Genomic DNA, 24,572 nt, shown 5'->3' on the forward strand with positions numbered 1-24,572 from the left:
GTCGCCAAGGCGCGCCGCGTGCGACAATGTGCCCCAATACAACTGCACTCGGAAAGGCCCGCCATGACTGCACGCCTCATCGTTATGGATATCGACTCCACGCTCATCAACCAGGAGGTCATCGACCTGTTGGGCGAGGAGGCCGGCGTAGGCGAGCAAGTGGCGAAGATCACTGAGCGCGCCATGCGCGGCGAACTGGACTTTAAGCAGGCACTCGAGGAGCGCGTGGGGCTGCTTGCCGGCTTGGATGAGAGCGTGTTCGAGCGCACCTTTGAGCGCGTGACGTTTACCCCCGGCGCGCTGGAGCTTGTGCGCTCGGCGCACAGCAAGGGCTGGAAGGTCGGCGTGGTAAGCGGCGGCTTCCACGAGGTCGCCGATAAGATCGTGGCCGCCGCGGGTATCGACTTTTGCCTGGCTAACCGCCTGGAGGTCGTGGACGGCAAGCTCACCGGTAAGCTGGCGGCAGACATTGTGACCAAGGAGTCCAAGCTCATCCAGCTGCTGGACTGGGCGGTTGAGTGCGGTGTCGATATGGCCCACACGGTCGCTATTGGCGACGGGGCAAACGACATCCCCATGATTCAGGCCGCGGGCACGGGCATCGCGTTTTGCGCCAAGCCCAAGACGCGCGAAGCCGCCCCATTTGCCATCGACGAGCGCAACCTGATGCTCGCCATGGACATCATCCTGCGTGACTAGCAAGTTCGCCCAACAATCAAATCAACTCCGCTATATCTAGTTTCCGAACGATTTTGTTCTAATGTTCGGAAACTATCTTTCTCGTGCTAGACTTTGCACCGTCGAAAGGAACATATATGGATAAGCGAGATCTTGAGCAATTGCTGAGCGATGTTGCCGGCGGAGCAGTCACCCCGGCTGTCGCCCTTACGCGCATCCAGACGGCGCCGACCGCCGATCTGGGTTTTGCGCAGCTCGATCTTTCGCGCGGGGTGCGCCAGGGAGCCGGCGAGGTTGTCTACGGTGCGGGTAAAACCGCCGAGCAGATTGCCGCCATTATCGAAGCGCTGCGCGATGCTGGCCAGGAGCGCATCCTGGTCACGCGCCTGGACAGCGAAAAAGCAGCCCGCACCTCGGAGCTCCTCGACAACGGCATCGACCTGGGATATGTCCCGGACGCACAGCTCGCCCTCGTGGGCGGCAAGCCCTCCCCCACCGGTAACGGACGCATCGTCGTCGCCTGCGCCGGCACGAGCGACTTGCCCGTCGCCGAGGAAGCCGCGTTGACGGCCGAGTTCTATGGCAACGAGGTCGACCGCCTCTACGACGTAGGCGTCGCCGGCCTGCACCGCTTGCTCGCGCATGCCGAGGAACTTGCCCAGGCGCAGGTGGTCATCGCCATCGCCGGCATGGAAGGCGCGCTGGCGAGCGTTATCGGCGGCCTGGTGAGCTGTCCGGTCATTGCCGTTCCCACCAGCGTGGGCTACGGCGTGAGCTTTGGTGGCGTAGCCGCACTGCTCGCCATGCTCAACTCCTGCGCCAGCGGCGTTTCGGTCGTCAATATCGACAACGGCTTTGGTGCCGCATACCAGGCAAGTCTTATCAATCATCTGAGCGCCGGCACACCCCGCGCCCGCTAAGGAGCATTCCATGTCCAACCATCAGCATACGCTTATCATCGACGGCACCTCGGGCATCAGCGGCGATATGACCGTCGCGGCCCTGCTCGACCTGGGCGCCAGCGAGGAGCATCTGCACGAGCAGCTCGCCACGCTGCCGGTCGACGGCTTTTCGATTGCCGTGACGCGCGTAAACAAGCACGGCATCGACGCCTGCGATTTCGATGTCCAGCTTGCAGAGGAGCTCGAGAACCACGATCACGATATGGCCTGGCTCTACGGCAACGAAGCAGCTGTCGAGCATATGCACGAACACGAACACCACCATCATGACCATGGCGAGCACGAGCACTGCCACGACCATGACCATGAGGCCCACGGTCATGGCCACGAGGGCCATCATCACGCCCACCACCATCACCACCGTTCTTTGGCGGACGTCACCGCCATCATCGAAGGCTCGCAGCTAAGCGATGGCGCCAAGCGTCGTGCGCTCGCCATCTTTACCGCGCTCGCCGCCGCCGAGGCCAAGGCCCACGGCAAAACGCCCGAGACCGTCATGTTCCACGAGGTAGGCGCCGTCGATTCCATCGTCGACGTCTGCTCTGTCGCCATCTGCCTCGATGACCTGGGTATTGAGGACATCGTGGTCGAATCGCTCTCTGAGGGCCACGGCACCATTCGCTGCGCCCACGGCCTCATGCCCATTCCCGTCCCCGCTGTCGTCAACCTGTGCCAGGCGGGCAATATCGCCCTCACGCCTGCACCGGTCGCCGGCGAGCTCGTGACGCCCACGGGCGCCGCCATCGTCACCGCGCTGCGCACGTCCGACCAACTGCCCTCACGCTACCGCATCGAAGCCGTCGGCTACGGCGCCGGCAAGCGCCCCTACGAGGGTTGTTCCGGTACGCTCCGCTGCCTGCTCGTTCACGCGGACGCCTAGCCATGGATGCCCGCAAGGCAAAAAGCCGCGCCGCCATCGTTACGACGTTCTCCGAGCTGCTGCGCGAAGAGGACTACGGCAAGATCACCGTCGGTGACATCATCGCTCGCGCCCATGTGGGTCGGGCCACGTTCTACGGCCTCTTCAAGAGCAAAGATGACCTACTCGCTGAGCTCGTGTGCGATATCTGCACCCATGCCCTCGACGATGACGGTACGCCCCTCGACGACCCACTCGTGCAGGTCGAGCATATCCTCAACAACCTCTGGGAGCGCCGCCAGGGCGTACGCGCCCTCGTAGCCGGCGCCGGCTCACGCGTCTTTGCCGACTGCTTACGCAAGACCATCATGTCACGAGCAGCCGAAACCGTCCCCGTCGACCCCACAGGCCCCGCCGGCACCATGGACCGCAGCTTCCTACTACACCACATAGCCTCAAGCTTCGTAGCCACCGTCCAATGGTGGGCCTGGCACAACTTTCAAGCAGACAAAGCCGACGTAGCCAAAGACTACCTCTCAGCCATAAAACCCCTCTTCAACTAAGTAAACTCCTCATCCCAAAGTTCCGCCCTCATCTCAAAGCCCCGCCCCAACCCAAAGCACAATCCATCCCAAAGTGTCAACAGCAGCCCAACGCCCCTACCAGCAACAAGCCCCTCCCATCCAAATTCAGATATATATGTTGGGTTGCTTGCACGAACGCAACGAAGACCCCGCAGCCGTCCGCATGGGGTAACTTCCCAGCGCACTCCGCAGGACGCAAAAAGGCTCGCCGCACAAAGTGCGCAGCGAGCCTTTTTGCATGTCCGAGGACGCGCTGGGAAGTTACCCCATGCGGACGGCGAACAACCTATGTAGCCTTGGACTAGAACATGCCCAAGAAACCGTGCACAAACAGTGCGGCCAGAGCGGCACCGATAAACGGAGCGATGCCAGGAACAAGCAGGCCGTACTTCCAGTTGTTGTCGGCCTTGTTCTTAATCGGCAGAACCTGATAGGCCATGCGAGGACCAAGGTCACGAGCCTGGTTCATGGCGAAGCCGGTGATGCCGCCCATGCCCATGCCAACGGCCCAAACGATCAGGCCGACGCAGATGGCGAGCATCAGAACGTTCTCGCCGGCGCGGCTAGCGGCAGCAAGGATGGCGCTGATGAACACGAAGGTGCAGATAGCCTCGCAGAAGAAGTTGCGGGCATAGTTGGTGCCCTCGGTGGTGGGGTTGGTCGAGAAGATGTTGCGCTGGGCAATGGGGTCGACGACGCCCTCGGAAGCCTTGAACTCATCGGCATACATAAGCCAAGCGATTACGGCGCCCACAAAGCCGCCGAGCATATCGGCAATCATGAAGGGGATGCAGCTGCTCCACGGCACCAGGCCTACGATGCACTGGGCAAGCACCATAGCCGGGTTCATGCACACGGCGCCGCCAAAGACAAACAGGCAGACCGAGATGCCAAAAGACCAGGTGGTGATGGCAAACATATGGCCGGAGCCCTGATACTTAGTGCCCTTGAGCACGGTATCGCAGTGCACGCCCACGCCAAAGATGATCATGAGGGCCGTTGCGCCGAATTCGCAGAGGAGTTTGGTAAGCATAAAACCTTATCTTTCTTGTCGGTTATAAACGATTCGTTTAGGCCGCGTACTAGTGCTGCGCGACGACAACGCCCAGGCCATCGGGAATGACGGCAACCTTGGCATCGGCACCCTTCATCTCAAAGGCGAGCTTGAGCGCCTCCTCGAGGGTGTTGACCGGCGTCATGTGCATATCCTTGATCATCTGGTGATCGCACAGGTCGGTGACCATGATCACGGGGTGATGCGCCAGGATGCGGGCAAAGATCTGACTCGTCCACTGGTCGGGCAGGGTCTCGTCCTTAGGACGGTCGATGCAGGCGCGCTCAAACTCTGCCGGATCGTTGTCGGCGATGTTGTGATAGAAGCCCTCGCCACCGTGACCGTCGGCGCAACCGGCGACATCGATGATCACGCCGCCCTCGGGAAGCGTGGCCTCGGCAGCGCACATGCCCTTCACGGCCTGATAGATGTTCTGGTCGAGCGGGTAGCCGCCGTTGGTGGTGATGGCAATCTCGCACTCGACGGGCTCAACGCCGGCAAGGCTCTTCACGAACTCGCAGCCGGCCTCGTGCGCCTTGTGGATGTCGCCGGCAAAGGAGCCGATGACCTCGTGCTTGCCGTTGAGCACCACGTTAAGCACAAAGGCAAGGTGAGCCATCTCGGCAGCGGCAAACATATCCTCGTTCACGTGGTTGTGGCACAGGTTGCCGGCACGCGAATGGGAATCGTTCACAAACTGACCGTTGTGGTTGTACATGATGGTCTTGTAGCTGGCAATGCCGGGCAGCACGGACTTGCGGCTGCCAGAGAAACCGGCAAAGAAGTGCGGCTCAATAAAGCCCTCGGCAAGCAGCAGATCGCAATCGGCGGCAATCTTGTTGATGATGCACTCGCCGCCAGAAGGCAGGGTGCCGATCTTTTTCATCATGCTGTCGTCAGTCGCGACGTGCATAACGATTTCCTCGTTGGCAACGATCTCCTCGCCGTACTTGTTGACGAGCTCCTCGTGCGTCGACGGACGATGCATACCCGTAGCAACCAGAATGCGAACGCGTGCCTCAGGCGCAGCGGAGTGGATGTGATGCAGCAGAATAGGCATCGTCACACGCGAGGGAACGGGGCGCGTATGGTCGGAGCTAATGATGACGATATCCTTCTTGCCAGCACAAAGCTCCTCGAGCGAAGGTGAGCCATAAGGGTTGGCAAGCGACTCCTCTACCAGCTCTTCCTGCGATTTTGTAGTCTTAAACTCGTTTTGATGACCTTCCATCACACCCGCGAAGTTCTTATCCTCGAGCTCTAGATGCAACGTCTTATGGTCAAACGGTAGTTCACATTCAAACAATGACGAGCGCCCTCTTCCTTTCAACTGACACACTAGATAAACCGTTGGAAGGATACGCCGCTCACCGAAAAACACCACCGTCCACCGAGTCGTTAACACAACGTTCATATTTGACCCACAACAAAACGGCCGCGATCCCAAACGGGACCGCAACCGCCTGTAAAAGACACAATAGACAGGATGACTTACGCAGCGCCGAGGCAAACATCTACCCCGAGATGTACGCACGTAAGCCATTTTGCATAAATGCGTTAATTAATTGCATAAAATGGTGCATGGATTTCAAACCGTACCAGGGTAGTACCCTCCGGAGCGTGCATTTTTGCGAGTATTCAGTATCGCGGGATAAGATTTTGGTGTCAAAAGTCTTTCAAAAGGTAGATAGTCCTCATGACTCGTCCCATCTGGATAGCATGCGGCGAGAAACCAGCCATATACGGGCATCGCCAAGGCCCAATTGTCGTGCAAAAGCATCAACAAAGGTAGCGAAAGCCGGCTATGGCCTTATGCATCAATCTTTGGCTGCTGAAAACTCCGTTTTTTGCACGTCGCCCCAAGCACCACCCTCAGCCAACGGCCAATCCGCCGAAAACCGGACATCGTAGGGCCCGCCATTAGTTTACTTTTAGGCACACTCCACAGGACGCAAGAAGCCCTCGCCGCACGAAGTGCGCAGCGAGGGCTTCTTGCATGTCCGAGGACGTGCCTAAAAGTAAACTAATGGCGGACCCGGACGACTACAGGGCTATCGATTACCCCGTGTTCTGCAGTCCTGCCGAGACGCCGGTCACAGTCGAAAGAATCAGGCTCATGTACTCGGCCTTCTTCTCCTCGGCCATCTCGTCCTGGTTCATACGCACCTCACGAAGGGCGCGGACCTGGGCGATGGACAGGGCGTCGACGTAGGGGTTGCGCACGCGAACAGCGCAGCCGAGCACGCGACGACGCTGCAGCGGCCATTCATCACCGACGATGGCAAGGACCCACTTACGCGTGAGCTGCATCTCGGTAAAGACCTTCTCGGACAGATCCTGGCGATCGCCCAGGTGCAGATACATCTTGGCGATGCGCTGATCGGTCTTGGCGATCGACATCTCGATGTTGTCGATGAACGTGCGGAAGAACGGCCACTCCTGGTAGGCAGCCTTGAGCTGGTCAAGGTCACCAAGCTGCTCGCAGGCGGTGCCCAGGCCGTACCAAGCGGCCAGGTTAATGCGTGCCTGGCTCCAGCTGAAGATCCACGGAATGGTACGCAGGTCGTCGAGCGACTTGGCGCCCAGGCCGCGCTTAGCGGGACGCGAGCCGATCGGCAGCAGACCGACTTCGGTCAGCGGCGTCACGGTCGAGAACCACGGTGTAAAGTCCTCGGTGTTCAGCAGGTCCAGATAGCGCTCGTGGCTTGCAGCGTTAAGCTTCTCGGCCATATCCCAGAACTTCTGCGTGGTCTCTGTGTTGGTCTTCTCGACACTCGGGGCCGACTGCAAAAGCGTTGCGGCGGCAACGGACTCAACATGGCGCTGAGCCAGCGTGCGGTTGCCGTAACGGGCAAAGATGACCTCGCCCTGCTCGGTGAGCTTAAAGAAGCAGTTGACCGAACCCTTGGGCTGCGCCAGCACGGCCTTGTTGGCCGGGCCGCCGCCACGGCCAACGGCACCGCCGCGACCGTGCATGAGCACCAGGTCGATATCGTTCTTCTCGGCCCACTTGGCAATGCGCTCCTGCGCGGAATGCAGCGCGAGCATGGCCGTGGTAGGACCGGCGTCCTTGGAGGAGTCGGAATAGCCCAGCATAACCTCCATGCGGCGGTTGGTCTGGGCAAGACGCTTCTGCACCACGGGCAGCGTAAGCATCTGGTCGAGCACGTCGACGCAGCCCTCGAGGTCCTCGAGCTGCTCGAATAGCGGGATCACGTCGAGCTCGGGGACATCTTCCTCGTGTGCGAAGGACAGGTGGGCCAGCTCGAAGACGTCAGCCACATGCTGGGCGCTCTTGGTAAACGAGATGATGTAGCGGTGCGCCATCTTCTTGCCGTAGCGCTTTTGGATGGAGCCGATGGCACGGAAGGTATCGATGACTTCGCGCGTCATGGGCTGCAGGTCGCCATGGATACCGTTCTCGTGGATATCCTTGAGGGCGCGGGCATGCACCACGGAGTGCTGACGGAACTCCATCTCGACCATATGGAAGCCGAAGGACTCGACTTGCCAGATGATGGTCTGGACCGGGCCGTAGGCGGCACGGACGGCACCGCAGGCGGCCAGCGAACGCTGGACGACGCGCAGGTCATCCAGGAACTCGTCGGCGCTGTGGTACATGGTGTCGGTGATACGGCGCACGGTGGCGTTCAGACGGTCGGCCATGACGAGCATGACGGCGCGATGCGGCTCGTGCTCGGAGATCAGCTCGGCGCGGGCCGTGTACCGAGGGCTCATCTCGACCTGATGGTTCCACAGGTTAATGAGCTCGGCCGACGGCTTGCTGTAGGTAGCCTCGAGCGTGAGGTTGCGGCCGATGTGGCGGCACTTGTCCTCGAGCTTGAGCACCATGTGCGTAAAGTACTTGGCGGCGACCTCACGGCTCACCTTGGCGGTGACGTTGGGGTTACCGTCGCGGTCGGAACCGATCCAGCTGCCGGGATGGAAGAACGCCGGGCACAGCGGCGGCACAGTACCGGCCTTGTCGCCCAGCACCCAATCGTCAAAACGACGATAGATAACGGGGATAACGTCGAACAGCGTGTTATCGAAGATGTCGATGATGGTATCGGCTTCCTCGACCGGCGTGGGCTTCTTGAGCGCGATGGGGCTCGTACGCACCAGGGCGTCGATCTCCTGCAGCATATGGCGCTCGTTCTCCACCAGGTCGGAGCCGCCCAGACGCGGACGCTCCTCCAGCAGGTTGGAGATACGGCGGATCTTGCCCTCGACGGCCTTACGACGGGCCTCGGTGGGATGTGCGGTAAAGACAGGGTGGAACTCGAGCTTGTCGAGCAGCTCGTTGGCACCCTCGACACCCAGCTCATTCACCAGCTGGTGATAGGCAACGGTAAGCTCGTTGGCAGGATCGACCTCGGTATCGGTCGACGCACCGGCCTCGCGCTCGCGCAGCTGCGCCACACGGTAGTTCTCCTCCGACAGGTTTGCCAGATGGAAAAAGCTCGTAAAGGCGCGGACAATGACCTGCTGCTTATCGAGCGGCAGGCTGTCGATCAAATCGACGACCTCACGAAATGCCACGGCAGTGGGCTCGTCGGCGGTGGGCACGCCCTGCTCGTCGACGGCTTCGTCGGCAGCGCAGGTACCGGGGTTGCCGGCATTGACCACAATCTCGGCTGTCAAAATCTTGTCGAACAGGTCCGCGATCTCGGGATCATACTCGCTAAGCACACGGCGCTCCAGGCGCAAGAACAGCGCCAGATTGTCGCGCAGCTCCTCGGGGATCTCGATCTCGGCGAGACGCTCCCTGGACTCGGCATTCGAGCCGATTCGGTTAACGAGGCGGTTGACCACGGCAGCGACGCGCGCCGCGGCTTCGGGTACAGACTGGTTGCTTAGGTTCTCAGCCACGTTTCCTCCCATTCCTCCTTCTATGCACGTAACATGCGGTATTCATTATAGGCGCTTGAGAAATACTTTCGACACTGATTGCGCTTTACCACACAAAAGTATTTTCTGCATTGCAAAGGTTTTTGCCCTAAATGGTCGTATTTCTCGGTGGGCGGCATACGTAAACGGGGGCATTCCGCATAAATGCGAAACACCCCCGTAACAATCGCTCGCCGCAAGCGGGACGTGTCAGCGGACCCGCAGCTCAAAAAGATGCGCTACAGGCGCTCGCGAACCGCCTCGACGACGTTGGCCAGATCGGCAAGGACCTCTTCGTGGCTCTCCATGTCGCGCACCTTGACCTTGCCGGCGGCAAGCTCGTCGCCACCCAGGACCAAGATGAGCTTGGCGCCTACCTTATCGGCCTGCTTAAACTGGGCCTTAAGCGAACGGCCCTGATAGTCGGCCTCGGTCACGATGCCTGCGGCGCGAAGCTCCTGCGTAATGGCAAAGACGTTCTGGCGCAGTTCCTTGCCGGCGTTGGCGACATAGACGCACGGGGCCTCCTCGGCACCCAGATCGCTGCCAAAGGCCTGCAGGGCCAGCAGGGCGCGCTCAAAACCGACGGCAAAGCCGACGCCCGCCGTGGGCTTGCCACCCTCGAGCTCGACCAGACCGTCGTAGCGGCCGCCGCCGCCGATGGAGCCGACGCCGGCGCCGGGGGCCTCGACCTCAAAGACAGTACGGGTGTAGTAGTCCAGGCCGCGCACCAAGGTGGGATCCTCGACATACTCGATACCGGCGGCATCCAGATAGCGCTTGACCTGCTCGTAGTGCTCGCGGCACTCATCGCACAGGTTGTCACCCATCAGCGGAGCCTCGGCCATGATCTCGCGGCAGTGGTCGTTCTTGCAGTCGAAGGCACGCAGCGGGTTGAGCTCGGCGCGCTCGCGGCACTCATCGCACATCTCGTCGGCGTGATCGAGGATGAACTGCTTAACCTGCTCGCGATAGGCCGGACGGCACTGGGCGTCACCCATCGAGTTGATGAGCAGACGAAGCTTGGAAAGATCGAAGCCCAGGCGCTTGTAGAACTCCATGAGCATGATGATGCACTCGGCGTCTGCCGCCGGATCGGGAGCGCCGAGCCACTCGATGCCTACCTGGTGGAACTGGCGCAGGCGGCCCTTCTGGGGACGCTCGCCGCGGAACATGGCCTCGGCGTAGTACGCCTTAAACGGCGTGGAGCCCTGGGGCACCAGATTGTTCTCGACGACGGCGCGCACCACGCCGGCCGTGCCCTCGGGGCGAAGTGCCAGGCGCTGCTTGGGCTTGAGTTTGGTGTCGGTGCCCTCGGTAAAGACGCGCTCCAGGTTGGCACCGCTGAACACGCGGAACATCTCCTTGCGCACGACGTCGGTCGACTGGCCGATACCGTGGACAAACACGTCCACCTGCTCGATCGCGGGCGTCTCGATAGGCTTAAAGCCAAACGGCTCGAACACGCCGGCCGCAATCTGTTGCATCTTTTGCCAGGCGCGCATCTCGGCGCCGATAAGGTCGCGGGTTCCCTCCGCCTTCTGTGCCTGCATGGGCAAACACCTTTCTTTTGTATCGCGTCATAGGTAACGGTCATTATACGGCACAAACACAAACCGCGGCGGCGCGTCTGACCGAACGAGGGTATGGGGACTCGTTCGGCCAGACGCGCCGCCGCGGCAGCCGATCCCTTTTCCTCCGTCCCCTTCGGATCACGTGATCTGTTGGGGACGGAGGAAAAGGGATCATTTCGTAGGCCCGTGGCCGCCTTGGAAACCGAATGATGGTACGAGCATCCATTCGGCTTCCAAGGCGGCCACGGACAGAACGGGGCGAACAGAAAAGAGCAACGGACGTCTACTCCCCCACCACGCTTGCGCGCAGCTTGGCGGCGATGGGCTCCGATGCCAGCAGGAACACGAGCATGACAACAGAACACACCAGGCACACGATCCAGGCGCTCGCAAAGGAGCCCGAGACGGCAAAGAGCACATAGACCTGCCAAAGCTCACCCACAAAGCTCATGCCCGCGAGCACCGCCGAGGTGGCGATAACGGTGAGCGAGCCCAATACGCGGCCACTCACCTTATCGGCAACATGGCCGATAACGAGCGAACCCACGACGCTCACCACGGTGGAGATAGCGTTGGAGATGTTGTACTGCGCAAGGGAAATGCCCAGGTCGCTGACGATCAGCGGCTGGAACAGGCTCATGCAGTTGACGAAAATCGTGTAGCACGTGGCCATGATCACAAAGCCGGAGGTCACCACGAGCCAGCCGGGGAAGAATTTGCGTTGCTGGGACATACCGCTCCTTTTAAAAAACGAATAGCCTGCGCCGGGCGCCGGTAGTGCCCAAGATTGCCTTGAAAGACAAGGGCATAGGCCTTACGGCCATGCCCGCAGGCTTGAAAGGCAAGGTTGGATGCTACCGGTGGTCGGCGATATAGCCCAAAGAGACGGCGGTATAAGCCGCAGCACCGAGCGGCAGCTCGGCATCGTTAAAACGTGCCTTGGGATGGTGCTGGGCAAAGTGTTCGTCCGTGTCGGTTACGGCCGCGCCCACGGTAAAGTACGCACTCGGAATCTCGCTCGAGATAAGCGCGAAGTCCTCACTCGCCATGGCATGGAAAAGCGGCAAGAAAGCCGACTTGGGCAGCACTGCGCCCACGTAGCCAAGCGACGCCTGAGTCATATCGCTGTCGAGTACAAGCGGCGGAACATCCGAAAGCGTCTCGATGGTCGCCGGCGTACGATATGTTGTGGCAACGCCGTTAACGACCTCCGCGATGCGGGTCTTGAGGTGCTCCATGAGCTCAACATCGAAGCCGCGCAGCGTTCCCTCGAGCACGCAGGTGTCGGGGATGACGTTGGCCGCCAAGCCGCCAGCAAACTTACCAACGGTAAGTGCGACTTCCTTGGCCGCCGGCACCTCGCGGGCGATAAGCTCCTGGAGCGCCAGGTGCACATGGACGCCGGCCGCGATGGGGTCGATGCAGATTTCGGGGCTCGAGCCATGGCCGCCCTTGCCCTGAAGCGTGATGCGAAAACCGTACACGCCCGAAAGCGCCGGGCTGCCGTAGAGCACCAGACCAAGCGGCGACTGGCTGTTGACATGCATGGCAAAGGCCGCCTGAGGGCGCGGGTTCTCGAGCAAACCGTCGGCGATGGCAGCGCGTGCTCCCTCAAAGGTCTCCTCGCCCGGCTGGAACAGCAACTTAACCGTAGCGTTGGCATCAACAAGCTCTGCCTCGCGCGCTTTGAGCATACGAGCCGCACCAAGCAGCGCCGTCGCGTGCATATCGTGACCGCAAGCGTGCATGCAGCCGTTGGTGGATGCAAAGGGCTCGCCGGATTCCTCGGCAACGGGCAGGGCGTCCATGTCGCCACGAAGCATAACGACCGTACCGGCCTGTTCGTCCGTGCAGACGCCATTGCCCTGGGCCGCGGTGGCACCGGCACCGACAAGGCCCACAACACAGGAACCATCGACGAGCGTGGCAAACGGGATGTCCATCTCGGCCAGGCGCGCTTGGATATACGCAGAGGTCTGCGGGAGGTCGTTACCAAGTTCGGGCGTCCGATGCAGATCGTGACGCCATGCGGCAAGCTCATCGGCAAAAGTTTGAGCCTCTTTGACCAGACTGTCGCCAATGGCGGCTTGCGCCGCCGCGGTGGCCTTGGGCGCTGGTTGCGGTTGAAGATCGGACAGTGCTGGTGCCATAGATGCCCTCCAGTAACGTTTTTGCAGCAAGCACTTTGATAGCGTAAAGTGCAAGGTACTACTTTAAGGGCGACGCATAAAAAATGCCGCCCCGGGAGGCGGCGCAACAAATTGTTTACAATTGCGGGCGCGGTTTTCGACGCAAAAAATCGAAATGCGTCTCGCTCAAGATAATCGAAAGAAAGATGAGCGCGAAGCCGGCGAGCAGGCGCGAGGTGAGCGCCTCCCCCATCAGCAGCACCGAGAACAGCACACCCGAAGGCGACTCCATCGAAAGGAGCAGCGAGCCCGTCGAGGCCGGGACATGCGCCAGGCCGACGTTTTGGATGAGCAGAGCCACACATGTGCAGCCCACCGAGAGAAACGCCATCACACTGATAAAGCTCGGCGTCCAAACGGACAGCGGCGCTTGGGTCTCGAATAGCAGCGACGAGATAAGGCTCAAGACACCATTGCCCACAAACATCCAAAACGTGATGACGTTGATGTCCATTTTGCGACCGTACTTGGCGGTCACCGCCATCTGGATGGCGAAAAAGACCGCACCCGCCAGCGTAATGACGTCACCGATGTTGAATTCAACGCTATCGAGCGCCACCAAACCAATGCCCGCCAAGCACAGCAGTGCCGCGCCCAGGTTATAGCGGGTGAGTTTTTCGCCGCTCAGAAAATAGCTCGCGAACGGCACAAGGATGCAGTACGTGCCCGTCAAAAAAGCATTTTTGCCCGCCGTAGTATGTGCCAGACCGACCGTCTGCAACGCATAGGCCGCCCACATGAGCACGCCCATACTCAGGCCGACGATCAGGTTACGAGCATTGAAATGTGCAATGATGCGTTTGTGGAAGACGGCAAACATGACCAACGCCGCAGGCAGAAAGCGCACGTAGAGCAGTTCAAACACCGGGATGGTGTCGAGCGCGTCCTTCATAGTGGTAAAGGAGTAGCCCCAGATAATCGCTACCGAAAGCAGTAGAACTTTCCAGAACAGCGGCGAACGAGCACCGGCACCGCGGGAGGTGCCGCCCGCACCCAGGTCCTCGCGAGCAACAGGGCTATCGGGCAAGTTTTCGATTTCGTTGGCAGCGTATTGGGCCATGGAACATCCTCGCACTCAATCTGGGCGTGGTGTCCGCACGCGTATGGCTGCGTGCCGCCTCATGGTCAAATAAAAACGGGGCGCGCCGGACCCCCGGCACGCCCCGCTACTGTAACAACAACCAGCGTTGCACCGCAATCCAGCCCACTAAAGTACCGACTTGAATAACCTCGATGTTCCGTCAACGTCAGCGAAAACGGCCCCAAGCGAGCAAGGTGACGTGAAATGAAAGGGCGCTGACCTTCTGGTCGCGCCCTTGAAATTGAACGTCAGATTGCCGCTTGGGGCCGTTTGCAGCGTCGAGCCGTTACGCGGTTTGGTAAAACCGCGTAACTAGATAAGTTTCGTGCTTTCCAGCTTTTCGATAATCCAGTCGTTGGCTTTGATGACCGGACGGCGGAAGACCACGCCCAGCGCCAGCGACGGAATCAGATAGCTCGCCAGAATGCCCAGCTCAATCCAGTACTCCATATGGTAGGCACCGGCCATGGCGGCATGCATGGCGTTGATGCCGTGGGTAAACGGCAGGAACGGATATATCGCCTGGAACACGGGACCGGTCATCTCGATGGGGAACGTACCGCCCGAACCGCCGACCTGCATAACCAACAGCACGACAGCGAGTGCCTTACCGATATCGCCAAACGACACCGTAAGCGTGTAGACGATATTGGAGAACACGAGGCTCGCGATCCAGCCCGCCAGCACAAATTGCAGCGGGTTGTCGCACTGGATGCCAAAGAACAGGATGTCGCCCGCGCACACGAGCGTTGCCTGCAGCAGCGCCAGACCGCCAAAGAACAGGTAACGGCCCAGGTAGATCTCGTGCAGGCGCACGGGGATGAGCTCGTTGATGAGCTCATCGTCAACCGACACCTTCATCATGGCCGCCAGCACGATCGAACCGACCCAGAGCGACAGAATCGTGTAGAACGGTGCCATGGCAGAGCCGTAATTGCGAATCGGATAGACCGGCTTGCGGTCGAGCGCGACGGGGCCGGAAAGCGACGCGGCCAAACCCTCGGGGTCGTTGCCGATCATTGTCTTGATCGTGGCCAGATCGTCCGACATAAGGGCGCCGTCAAGCTCGTCCTTAAACGCGCTGATCTTGTCCGATGCCTCACCCAACTGATCGGAAGCCTTGTTGACCAGCTTTGCGGCTTTGGACAGACCCTTTGCCAGCGAGCCGGACGCATCGGTCAGTCCTGCAACGGCGCTATCCAGATCGCTTGAAATACCATTCAGTGAATCCAGAACCCCCGAGACGGTCTTCTTGAGCTCCTTGGCCTTAACCGAGAACGTGGAATCGTAATCGGATTTGGCACCCGCGATGCCGGCCTTGGCATCGGCGATGGCCTGATCGACCTCGGCACGCGAGCTGTTGACCTCGGCCATGCTGTCGGAGAGAGACTTCGCGGTCGCCTTCAGGTCCTTCTCATTATTGCGGTACTCAACGGCGATTCTGCCCAGCGACGTCGCAGCGGACTTGAGGCCGTCCTTCAAATTCTCATCCCTCACCTGGTCGGCAAAGCTGCGGAGCTGATCGGCCATCGCATCGATATCCTTGGCGCGCGCATTGAGGGCCGCAGCGGCATCCTTGAGTTGGGACACCGTAAGGTCGACATGCTGGTTCGCGGCATCGAACGCCTTCGCGAGCTCGGCAGACACATTGTCGAACGAACCCGCACTTCCATCGATCGCGGCATCGATGGCATCGTTTGCCGCCTTAAGCGCTTCTTTGGAATCATCGATACCGCTCTTGGCATGCTCCATCAGCTGCTTAGTCGACTCATCGACCGTGCCCGTCTGCTTGAGCATACCGCCCGCCGACGTCAGCGAATCGGACGTGAAACTCAAAATGCCCGCCAGCGACGTTGCGCTGGCCTGAACGTCTTGCAGGTCCTGGACCGAATCGCCCAGCGTCGAGGACAGGTTGGCGATAAAGTTGCTCACTTGGTCGGTGCTCATGTAATCGAGCAGGCTGGACACGGTTTTAAGACCGATGGTCGTGATGGTCTCGGTAAAGGTTTCGTTAACCTGGCTCTGGACGGCGCTCGACCCTTTCTCGGTCACGATCTGTGCGATAGCGTTGGCCTTCTGGTTCTCGTAGAACTCGATATCGGCATGCTTCACATCGGTCGAGAAGAGCGTCATCATATCGGCACTAAACGTCTTGGGGATAACGACAGCCGCATAGTATGCGCCCGATTTGACGCCCTCGATGGCCTTTTCTCGATTGTTGAGCACAACCCAATCGAAGCTCTCGTTGCCGCGCAGGGTGGCGGTCACGTTTTCGCCCACGTTGACCTCGACAGGGATCAGATCGCTCTCGTAACCCTCATCGGTGTTGACCACGGCGATCTTAAGATTGCCGGTGTTGCCGTACGGATCCCAGCTGCCGGCGATATTAAACCACGCGTACAGGCACGGTACGATAACGAGGCCCATCACGACAACCAAGCCGATTACGGAGCGAGACACGTTTTGGACATCGCGCTTAAACAGATGCAGGATGTTCTTCATTTATGCCTCACCTCCTTTGGAGTGCTTGCCGAGCGGGGCGGTTTCCCCGTCGTTTCCGTTTACGTTGTCAACGCCGTCGGCATCTTGAGCCTTACGATGCGCACCGATATGCGGCAAGCGGCCCGTGGACTGATCGCCGCCCTTGGCACCACGCTCGCTGGCGTTGAGGCCAAACATGTGGCGGGCGGCAGGAATGGCGGCCGTGTGTTCGCGCATCTCGCGACGCAGGTCCTCATCCGAAAGCGCCGAGATGCGCATCTGGGTATTGAGGCTCGCTCGGATATATTCGATATTGATCAGCCAGCCGCAGATGGCAATAACCGAGATGATCCAAATGACAAGCAGGATGATCTTGCCGTTATTGTCGATATCGAGAACCGTCGACAGGACAAAGAGCAGGACCTGAACGCCCACCACGGCGGCAAAACCGCCCTTGATGTAGTACGGGTAGCGATGTTCAAAGGCGACCGCATGATCGAGCAGTTCGCGACGGTACGAATCGGAATCGAGCATGACGCGCATGGCCGTGCGCAGCGAGTAGCGCTGGCGCGGCAGGTCGTTGGACTCGCAAATCATCATACCGGTCGTGGAGAGCTGTTTATCAAAGAGCAGGTTAAGGTTGAGCAGCAGCGGACGCAGCTGCAGGCCGATAAAGAGCGCCACGATCAAGAACACGCCCAGAATGCACAGGTTAAACAGGTAGTTAAACGAGTACATGCCGCCGACCGTCTCGCGCAGCAGATTGATGCCGTAGGTAAAGGGCAGCAGCGGGTGCAGCCACTGGAAGAAGCCAGGCATCATCTCGATGGGGTACATGCCCGACGAACCCGGGATCTGCACGATAACCAGAATGACGCCGATTGCCTTGCCGATGTGCTTAAACGTAGTGGACAGCGCGTAAATGATGTTGACGTACGTAAACGAGATGGCGATGCCGCCCAGCACGAACAGCAGCGGGTTGACGCACTGTACGCCAATGACCAGATCACCCACCGTAACGATGATGGCCTGCAACGCGCCCAGGATCACCATGAGCAACCAGCGGCCAAAGTAGCCTTGGCGCGCCGTAAAGCTGCCAACACCTTCACGGTCGACCTCGAGCTTGTAGATGGCGATGAGCACATAGCCGCCCACCCAAAGCGCCAGATTGGTGTAGAAGGGAGCGATGCCCGAGCCAAAGCTCTTGACCGGATAGATCGACTTGGACGTCAGCTCGACCGGAGAGGCCATGAAATCTGCCACGTCATTGACATCGACGCCCATCAGGTCGGCCAGCTCGCCCATGGACTCGGAGGTCTGTAGCGCCGCGATGTCGTTGGCGGCGGTTGCGAGCTTGTCCTGGACCTTGGCAAGCGAGGAATCGGTCTGGGACAGCGCGGTCTTGGCCTGGCCGAGCGTAGCGTTAAGCTGCGAAAGCGTACCGCGCGCACTTGCAATCGTGGGCGTGAGGCCAGATACGATTCCCGTCAGATCACCCGAGACGGCGGCAAAGGAATCAAGCGCGCTCGAGGCCTTCGGCAGCGCGTTTTGACCCAGGTCCGTCTGGGCCTGGCCAAGGTTGGTCGCACCGGCCTGAATTGCGTTATTGATAGCGTCGCTGGCACCCGAAACAGCCGCGGCGTCATTCGCCATGGCGCTCGACTGCGCAGACAGACCGTCCTTGATGCTCTGAAGCTTTTCATTCTGCTCGCGGAGCAAATCGATGGTCGATACAATGCGCGCGTCAATTTCCTTGGAACCCGTCGACGTGTCATTGACGAGAATTTCCAAGTGCCCGATAACGGCCTTATTGTGGTCGATCGTCGCTTGGAGAGACTCGAGCGAGTTGTCGATGCGGGTGGTCGTAGATGTGACCGTGCCCGTCAGCTTGCCGATGGCAGCGTTCGCGGAGGCCGACGTCTTGGTGAGCGCAAGGCTGCCTTCCGAGAGCGCCTTGGAGAGCGAGGCGATAGAGTTGCCCGCCGTGGTGCGAGCTTCACCCAGCAGGTCGTTGCCCTGGGAGATCGCCTGCGTCAGCGACGGCGCCTGACCCTGCAGACCGGTAAGCGCTGCATCTGCCGAGGCAATGGAACCACTCGTCTTATCGATGGCGGCATTCATGTCGCCAATCGAATCGCGCACCTCGCCCAAGGTATCGGATGCCTCGGAGACAGAACTTGCCAACGAATCCCGAGTCTGGGTTGCCTTGTCCTTTAAATCGACTCCGGCATCCTTGGCAATGCTGGCAACGGTCTCGCCCACCGTGGAGACAAATTCCGAGTTGATCTGCTCCTCGATGGTGCTTGCGCCGGTGTCGGTAACCTTGGGCGCAATAGCGCTCTTCTTCTCATTGACGTAGTACGTAAGCTTGGGCTGATGGTAGTTGCCGTCGAGCATCGAAACCAGGTTATCCGAGAAGTTCTTGGGAATTACGATGGCCGCATAGTACTCACCGCTCTCGACGCCCTCCTTGGCATCAGCCGCCGAATCGACGAAGGTCCAGCCCAGCTGATCGTTCTCCTTGAGCTGATCGACGACCTTATCGCCCGCGTTGAGCTCGCCCACCAAGTCGTTTTGGGTGCCCCGATCGTTGTTGGCGATGGCAATCTTGATACCCTGGGTATTTCCGTACGGATCCCAGTTGGCCACGATGTTGTACCAGGCATACAGCGAGGGAATAACGCACACGCCAAGGGTAACCACCAAGGCGACGGGGTTCACAAGCAGTCGCTTAATGTCGCGCTTAAATATCGCAAAGGACACCTTTGCATTGGATAGTTTGCTGCCGAGACTCACGCTTGGACCATCCATCCTGTCGTTAAATCGAATCGTACTATCGACAACCATTGTAGTAGGCGCTTTAACGTCGCAAAGCACAATGGTGTTGAGTTTTGCGGGTAGCAATATACTACGAAGACGAATTAACGTACAGTTGTACAGTATCTTTAATTTCAGCAGGTCACAAAACCACAACCCGCACAAATTAGCAATTCAAATAGCATCGGGGACGTTCTTAAACGACTAGTCAAACAAAAACGCCCCCAATGACTACTTAGGACCACGGTAACATCGATGTTTTAGCAATGCCAGCGAGCGGGCGCCAGAGCGAACAAATTGGCATGAAAAGAGGACGGCATAGACCTTCTGGTCATGCCGTCCTCTTTGAATGACAAGTTGTCGCTCTGGCGCACGCGCAGCGTCGACTGGTCCGCCGTTCGTTAGAACGGCGGAACTGAGGGCAGCGTCGAGCCGTTACGCGGTTTGGTAAAACCGCGTAACTACCTAACTACATCAAGTTACAAACAGCCGCCGCGAAGGCAACGGGGTCCTCGGGCAAAATGCCCTCGACCAGCAAGGCCTGATCATAGAGCAGACCAGAGTACTGCTTGATCTTGTCGGCGTCGCCCGCCTTCTGAGCAGCGACGAGCTTGGCAAAGACCGGGTGCTTGGCGTTGAGCTCGAGCACGCGCTGACTCTTGGGCATGCCGTCGGGCGTGCCCTCGGGACCCTTCTGAAGCACCTTCTCCATCTCGAGCGAAAGCGGACCCTCGGTGGTGATGCACGCGGGAGCATCGGTCAGGCGCGCAGAGACGGCAACCTTCTCGACCTTGTCGCCGAGCGCCTCCTTCATGGCATTAAAGAGGTCCTCGTTCTCCTTGGTGGCGTCCTCGGCCTCTTTCTTCTCGTCATCGGTCGCCAAGTCAAGATCGCCGGTCGCGACGTTCTTAAGCTCCAGGTGACGATCCTCGACCTCAGGCTCGGCACCATCGGCAACTGCCTTCTCGGCAGCCTCGCGAGCAGCGTCATCCTCGTAGACCTTGGGCATATCGGCAGCCACGTACTCACGCATGGCCTGGAAGGTGAACTCATCCACGTCCTGCGTCAGCAGCAGTACATCGTAGCCGCGGTCGAGCACGCCCTTCACGACGGGCATCTTGGCCAGACGCTCGCGCGAATCGCCGGCGGCATAGTAGATTGCCTTCTGGCCCTCGGGCATGCCCTTGGCATACTCGGCAAGGGTAATCATCTTCTGCTCCTTGGCAGACCAGAACAGTAGCAGGTCGGCGAGCTCGTCGGCCTTCATGCCGTAGCTCGAATAGATGCCGTACTTAAGACCGCGACCAAAGTTCTCAAAGAACTTCTCGTAGGCCTCGCGGTCGTTGTCGCGCATGTCCTCGAGATCGGCGGTGATCTTCTTCTCCACGCGCTTGGCAATGGCCTTGAGCTGACGGTTCTGCTGCAGCGTCTCACGCGAAATATTGAGCGTCACGTCGGCAGAGTCCACAACACCGCGCACAAAGTTGTAGTAGTCGGGCAGCAGGTCGTCGCACTTCTCCATAATCAGCACGTTGGAGCTGTAGAGCGCCAGGCCCTTCTCGTAGTCCTTGCTGTACAGATCAAACGGGGCGCGACCCGGCACAAACAGCAGCGCATCGTACTCAAGCGTACCCTCGGCATGGAAGCTGATAGTGCGCGCAGGATCGTCAAAGTCGTGGAACGTGGACTTGTAGAACTCGTTGTAATCCTTCTGCTCAACGTCGGAGCTGCGCTTTTTCCAGATCGGCGTCATGGAGTTGATGGTCTCGAGCTCCTGGTAGTCCTCGTACTCGGGCCTGTAATCATCCGGCGCGTCCTCGGGCTTGGGTTTCTGGCGACTCTTGGACACCATCATCTGAATCGGGTAGCGCACATAGTTGCTGTACTGCTGAATCAGGCTCTTGAGGCCCCACTCGGTCAGGAAGCGATCGTAGGTCTCGGCCTCGCCGTCGGCGTCGAGTTTCTCGTTCTCACGCAGCGTCAGGATGACATCGGTACCGTGCTCAGCACGCTCGCCATCCTCGATGGTGTAGCCCTCAAGACCGTCGGACTCCCAAACATGGGCGGTATCCTCGCCATAAGCGCGGCTGACGACCTTCACGTGGCTGGCGACCATAAAGGCGGAGTAGAAACCCACGCCAAACTGACCGATGATGTCGACATCGGAACCCTGCTGCTCGGCGTTCTCGGTCTTAAACTCCTCGGAGCCGGAATGGGCAATGGTGCCCAGGTTGCGCTCGAGCTCCTCGGCGGTCATGCCGATACCGTTATCCGAAATCGTGATGGTACGGGCGTCCTTATCAAAGGAAACACGGATGGCCAAGTCGCCCTGGTCGAGCTTGACACTCGGATCCTGAAGGCTCTTAAAGTTGAGCTTGTCGACGGCATCGCTCGCGTTGGAGATAAGCTCGCGCAGGAAGATTTCCTTATTGGTGTAGATGGAGTTGATCATGAGGTCGAGCAGTTTTTTGCTCTCGGTCTTAAATTGACGCATGTGCAGTCCTTTCGCGCTACCCCTGCCCGCAAAAACGGCCCGGTTGCCCGAGCCGCATCGCAGACCTGCTATGTTCAGACTTAGATTTTATAACCTATTAGCGCGCATATATACATACGGAATCGAAAAACTGTATGTTGGAACACCCATGCGTCGATTGCCGAGGAGTGTCCCCAACTGCCGGCAGAAAAGGAACGTCCCTATCTGTCGCCCATGCGCTTGGCCATCCAGGCGTGGGGCTGACCTTCGTCTTCGTAGTCCACCGGCGCGATCTGCGTGTAGCCGGCCTTGGCATAGAGCGGCAGCACGTACTCCTGCGCATGCAGCTTTATGAGCTTGGCGCCAGCATCGCGTGCAGCAGCATTGCTGGCCTCGACAATCTTGCTCGCCAGACCGCGGCGACGCATTGAGGATAGCACCGCAACGCGGCCCATAATGTATGTCTCCCCCGCCGCGACACCTTCGTCCATATCGCACGCCGGCGACACCGGGGCCTCCGCGTCGGCCACACGCTCGAGTTCCTCGGGAAACACGCGCGAACAGCCCGCGAGCTCGCCGTCAACATAAAGCGTCACGTGGATGCAACTTGGGGCCTCGTCGATAGCGTCAAACTCGTTTTCGTAGCCCTGTTCGTCCATAAAAACGACGCGGCGCACCAGCGCCGCGTCCTCAAAGCAACCCGTCTTAAGTTGGATATCCATAGCAGCCCCTTCATTCGATGCGAACGTTGGGGAAAAATTTTAGCGGAAATGAGCTCCCACGCTAAACTTCGCGCGTGCTTTTGCTAGGCAATCGTAGTGGCCCACGTTGTGGGCATCGCTCGCGATATAGCTGTACAGGCCTTGCTTAAACAGGCGCTGCGCCGGCTTCTTTTCGTGACCGAATCGTCCACCTGCGATAAAGTCCGCCGAAGCCTGCAGCTTGCAACCCAGGTCGACCAGACGTTCAGCCACGCTCACATCCTTTTGAATCGCACGATAGCGCTCAGGATGAGCGATGATCACCTGGTAGCCACGGCACTGCAAATCGTAAATCGTGTTCTCGTACTCTCTAAACGCATACGCATCGGCATGTGTCGAAAGCTCGAGCAGAAACTCGTTGGTTCCATCGAAATGCAAGTGCTCCGCGGCATCGATACCAAGTTCAACGAGCTTTCGATGGTTGACCTCGAAGCCCATCTGGAGCGGAAAACCGTCAGCGTTATCACGCAGCAGCTCAAAGGCATCCCACATCTTGTCGTAATCAAAATAGGGATCACGGCAGTGAGGAGTGCAAACGATTCTGGTTACACCGGCCCGCTTGGCAGCCTCAAGCATCGCCAAGCTCTCATCGAGATCGGCGGCGCCGTCGTCTACACCCGGCAAGATATGGCAATGAATGTCACGCATAGGTCAGCCTTAATCAACTAAACGTTTGCTCGGTTGGTGAAGATGCCCTTTTTGGAAGTCCCCTGATCGTCGGAGCCCTTCTTAACCTTCTTACCGTCCTTGGTGTAGTAGGAGTAGTAGTACTCGCTGGTCTCGGTCTCGCAGTAGTTCATGACGGTACCGATGAGCTTGACCTTCTCGGACTTCTTAAGCTGGCCGATAGCGTTGAGTGCCTCCTCGCGCTTGGTGAAGTCCTCGCGCACCACGAACAGCGTACCGTCGGTCAGGCTGGCAATCTCGGCAGCATCGATGAAGGTGCCGACCGGGGGAGCATCAAAGATGACGTACTGGAACTTGGCGGACAGTGCCTTTACCAACTTGGCAAAGCGGTGAGAGACGATGATATCGGCAGGATTGGGAATATGTGGCTCGGCATCGAGGAAGTAGAAGTTCTTCTGACCCGTCTCGACAATTGCCTGGTCAATGGAGATCTGCTCGGAAAGGACCGCATAGAGTCCGCCGCGCGAACGAACGCCGAGCATATCGGAAAGGGACCTGCGGCGCATATCGGCCTCGACCAGGAGCACGGACTTGCCGCTCGTGGCGATTGCCTGAGCAAGGTTAATGGAAACCGTAGACTTGCCCTCGTTGGGAATCGAGGAGGTAACGGTGATGGTGCGAATGGGGTCGTCCACGCTCGCAAAGCGGATGTTGGCCAGAAGGGTCTTGGCGGCATTCTGTACAACGAGCTTATCGGTGTTCTTTGCCTTAGTCATGCCTATTTACCACCTTTCATAGCCGGAATTCGGCCAACAACGGGAATGCCCAGGAGCTCTTCTGCCTCTTCGGCACCGCGGATGCGGGTATTGAGCATGTCTGCCAAAACGACATAGGCAACTGCGATAAAGATACCGGCGAGGAACGCGACAGCAACGTACAGCGTGCGCTTGGGGCCGCTGGGGACTTCGGGAGTCTTAGCCTCGTCGATAACGTTGATGCTCTGGGCAGCGCCGACGTTCTGAGCGACCGTACTCACCGAGCTGGCCATGGCCTTTGCGACCTTAGCCGTCTCCTTGGCATCGGTGCCGGTAACCGAAAGCGTAATGACACGCGTGGTGGTCTCGGAGGAAACAGACACCTTGTAGTCATCCAGGTCAGCAAGGCCCAGCTCATTGGCAGCACCGCTCTTAACGCTATCGCTATCCAGCAGCGTGGCGATATCGTTGGAAAGCATCTGGCTCGCCGAGAGATCGTTGTAGCTCATCTGACCGCTATCGTCGGTTTTGGCGAGAATGTACATGCTCGTCGTCGCGGTGTAGGTGTTGTCCATCGCAACGAAGGACACGATGCCCATGGCGATCGCACAGACCACCGGAAGGGTGATGACCAGCTTGAGGTGCTTTTTGAGCAGCTGGAACAGTTCGAGAAGGGTCATGCAGCTTGCCTTTCATTTCCCCAGTTCGGATTGACAAAACTGTCCGTATGTTATCGCATCTTTTTACCGAGACCAAACTCTATACATAAGAAACAGGCTCTCCTGTA

Annotated in this window: 18 protein-coding genes; 4 read left to right on the plus strand and 14 right to left on the minus strand. The window is 59.1% G+C overall.

Annotated elements, in window-relative coordinates; translation table 11 throughout:
* Positions 1-63: 63 nt before the first annotated feature.
* From serB to AAAX72_RS05400, 4 genes are all read left to right on the plus strand, one after another.
* Positions 64-699 carry a phosphoserine phosphatase SerB gene (gene serB / locus AAAX72_RS05385; protein WP_055285969.1) on the plus strand — a complete coding sequence of 212 codons (636 nt, stop codon included), beginning with the start codon at positions 64-66 and terminating at the stop codon, positions 697-699.
* A gap of 116 nt (positions 700-815) precedes the next feature.
* A complete protein-coding gene (gene larB / locus AAAX72_RS05390; protein ID WP_349129421.1) occupies positions 816-1,598 on the plus strand; it encodes a nickel pincer cofactor biosynthesis protein LarB in 783 nt (260 codons plus the stop codon).
* A 10-nt stretch (positions 1,599-1,608) separates the two neighbouring features.
* Positions 1,609-2,520, plus strand: coding sequence for a LarC family nickel insertion protein (locus AAAX72_RS05395; protein ID WP_349129422.1), 912 nt, complete (start codon positions 1,609-1,611; stop codon positions 2,518-2,520).
* A 2-nt stretch (positions 2,521-2,522) separates the two neighbouring features.
* Complete coding sequence (locus AAAX72_RS05400) at positions 2,523-3,062, plus strand: TetR/AcrR family transcriptional regulator (protein ID WP_349129424.1); 540 nt, start codon at positions 2,523-2,525, stop codon at positions 3,060-3,062.
* A 322-nt stretch (positions 3,063-3,384) separates the two neighbouring features.
* Here AAAX72_RS05400 and larD read toward each other — a convergent pair whose 3' ends face one another.
* From larD to AAAX72_RS05470, 14 genes are all read right to left on the minus strand, one after another.
* Entirely contained in the window at positions 3,385-4,116 is a 732-nt protein-coding gene (gene larD / locus AAAX72_RS05405) for a D/L-lactic acid transporter LarD (protein WP_117640038.1), read from the minus strand.
* Between the two features lie 49 nt (positions 4,117-4,165).
* On the minus strand, positions 4,166-5,443 hold the full coding sequence (gene larA / locus AAAX72_RS05410) for a nickel-dependent lactate racemase (RefSeq protein WP_118205180.1): 1,278 nt from the start codon (positions 5,441-5,443) through the stop codon (positions 4,166-4,168).
* 752 nt (positions 5,444-6,195) lie between these two features.
* Positions 6,196-8,928 carry a phosphoenolpyruvate carboxylase gene (locus tag AAAX72_RS05415; protein ID WP_233524920.1) on the minus strand — a complete coding sequence of 911 codons (2,733 nt, stop codon included), beginning with the start codon at positions 8,926-8,928 and terminating at the stop codon, positions 6,196-6,198.
* A gap of 338 nt (positions 8,929-9,266) precedes the next feature.
* A complete protein-coding gene (gene hisS / locus AAAX72_RS05420) occupies positions 9,267-10,580 on the minus strand; it encodes a histidine--tRNA ligase (RefSeq protein WP_195362008.1) in 1,314 nt (437 codons plus the stop codon).
* Between the two features lie 304 nt (positions 10,581-10,884).
* A complete protein-coding gene (locus AAAX72_RS05425) occupies positions 10,885-11,334 on the minus strand; it encodes a hypothetical protein (protein WP_349129425.1) in 450 nt (149 codons plus the stop codon).
* A gap of 121 nt (positions 11,335-11,455) precedes the next feature.
* Positions 11,456-12,751, minus strand: a complete 1,296-nt coding sequence (locus tag AAAX72_RS05430) for a M20 family metallopeptidase (RefSeq protein WP_349074532.1) — start codon at positions 12,749-12,751, stop codon at positions 11,456-11,458.
* A 115-nt stretch (positions 12,752-12,866) separates the two neighbouring features.
* On the minus strand, positions 12,867-13,850 hold the full coding sequence (locus AAAX72_RS05435; RefSeq protein WP_349129427.1) for a DMT family transporter: 984 nt from the start codon (positions 13,848-13,850) through the stop codon (positions 12,867-12,869).
* 333 nt (positions 13,851-14,183) lie between these two features.
* The gene (locus AAAX72_RS05440; RefSeq protein WP_349129429.1) at positions 14,184-16,373 is read right to left on the minus strand and encodes a YhgE/Pip domain-containing protein; all 2,190 of its coding nucleotides are present in this window, start codon (positions 16,371-16,373) and stop codon (positions 14,184-14,186) included.
* Entirely contained in the window at positions 16,374-19,148 is a 2,775-nt protein-coding gene (locus tag AAAX72_RS05445; protein ID WP_349129430.1) for a YhgE/Pip domain-containing protein, read from the minus strand.
* Positions 19,149-19,638: 490 nt separating this feature from the next.
* Complete coding sequence (gene htpG, locus AAAX72_RS05450) at positions 19,639-21,663, minus strand: molecular chaperone HtpG (protein WP_349129431.1); 2,025 nt, start codon at positions 21,661-21,663, stop codon at positions 19,639-19,641.
* 200 nt (positions 21,664-21,863) lie between these two features.
* Positions 21,864-22,364 (minus strand): GNAT family N-acetyltransferase, encoded by a 501-nt coding sequence (locus tag AAAX72_RS05455; protein ID WP_349129432.1) that lies wholly within the window; start codon positions 22,362-22,364, stop codon positions 21,864-21,866.
* Positions 22,365-22,403: 39 nt separating this feature from the next.
* Positions 22,404-23,051, minus strand: a complete 648-nt coding sequence (locus AAAX72_RS05460) for a CpsB/CapC family capsule biosynthesis tyrosine phosphatase (protein ID WP_271759178.1) — start codon at positions 23,049-23,051, stop codon at positions 22,404-22,406.
* Positions 23,052-23,068: 17 nt separating this feature from the next.
* The gene (locus tag AAAX72_RS05465) at positions 23,069-23,806 is read right to left on the minus strand and encodes a CpsD/CapB family tyrosine-protein kinase (RefSeq protein ID WP_349129434.1); all 738 of its coding nucleotides are present in this window, start codon (positions 23,804-23,806) and stop codon (positions 23,069-23,071) included.
* 2 nt (positions 23,807-23,808) lie between these two features.
* On the minus strand, positions 23,809-24,465 hold the full coding sequence (locus AAAX72_RS05470; protein ID WP_349091124.1) for a Wzz/FepE/Etk N-terminal domain-containing protein: 657 nt from the start codon (positions 24,463-24,465) through the stop codon (positions 23,809-23,811).
* Between the last annotated feature and the right edge of the window lie 107 nt (positions 24,466-24,572).

Source organism: Collinsella sp. CLA-ER-H8 (assembly GCF_040092335.1).
Taxonomy (GTDB): Bacteria; Actinomycetota; Coriobacteriia; order Coriobacteriales; family Coriobacteriaceae; genus Collinsella.

Excerpts from the sequence above, each read along its gene's own strand:
- serB (WP_055285969.1), top strand. The coding sequence starts at position 64 with ATGACTGCACGCCTCATCGTTATGGATATCGACTCCACGCTCATCAAC.
- larB (WP_349129421.1), top strand. The coding sequence starts at position 816 with ATGGATAAGCGAGATCTTGAGCAATTGCTGAGCGATGTTGCCGGCGGA.
- AAAX72_RS05395 (WP_349129422.1), top strand. The coding sequence starts at position 1,609 with ATGTCCAACCATCAGCATACGCTTATCATCGACGGCACCTCGGGCATC.
- AAAX72_RS05400 (WP_349129424.1), top strand. The coding sequence starts at position 2,523 with ATGGATGCCCGCAAGGCAAAAAGCCGCGCCGCCATCGTTACGACGTTC.
- larD (WP_117640038.1), bottom strand. The coding sequence starts at position 4,116 with ATGCTTACCAAACTCCTCTGCGAATTCGGCGCAACGGCCCTCATGATC.
- hisS (WP_195362008.1), bottom strand. The coding sequence starts at position 10,580 with ATGCAGGCACAGAAGGCGGAGGGAACCCGCGACCTTATCGGCGCCGAG.
- AAAX72_RS05425 (WP_349129425.1), bottom strand. The coding sequence starts at position 11,334 with ATGTCCCAGCAACGCAAATTCTTCCCCGGCTGGCTCGTGGTGACCTCC.
- AAAX72_RS05430 (WP_349074532.1), bottom strand. The coding sequence starts at position 12,751 with ATGGCACCAGCACTGTCCGATCTTCAACCGCAACCAGCGCCCAAGGCC.
- AAAX72_RS05435 (WP_349129427.1), bottom strand. The coding sequence starts at position 13,850 with ATGGCCCAATACGCTGCCAACGAAATCGAAAACTTGCCCGATAGCCCT.
- AAAX72_RS05440 (WP_349129429.1), bottom strand. The coding sequence starts at position 16,373 with ATGAAGAACATCCTGCATCTGTTTAAGCGCGATGTCCAAAACGTGTCT.
- htpG (WP_349129431.1), bottom strand. The coding sequence starts at position 21,663 with ATGCGTCAATTTAAGACCGAGAGCAAAAAACTGCTCGACCTCATGATC.
- AAAX72_RS05455 (WP_349129432.1), bottom strand. The coding sequence starts at position 22,364 with ATGGATATCCAACTTAAGACGGGTTGCTTTGAGGACGCGGCGCTGGTG.
- AAAX72_RS05460 (WP_271759178.1), bottom strand. The coding sequence starts at position 23,051 with ATGCGTGACATTCATTGCCATATCTTGCCGGGTGTAGACGACGGCGCC.
- AAAX72_RS05465 (WP_349129434.1), bottom strand. The coding sequence starts at position 23,806 with ATGACTAAGGCAAAGAACACCGATAAGCTCGTTGTACAGAATGCCGCC.
- AAAX72_RS05470 (WP_349091124.1), bottom strand. The coding sequence starts at position 24,465 with ATGACCCTTCTCGAACTGTTCCAGCTGCTCAAAAAGCACCTCAAGCTG.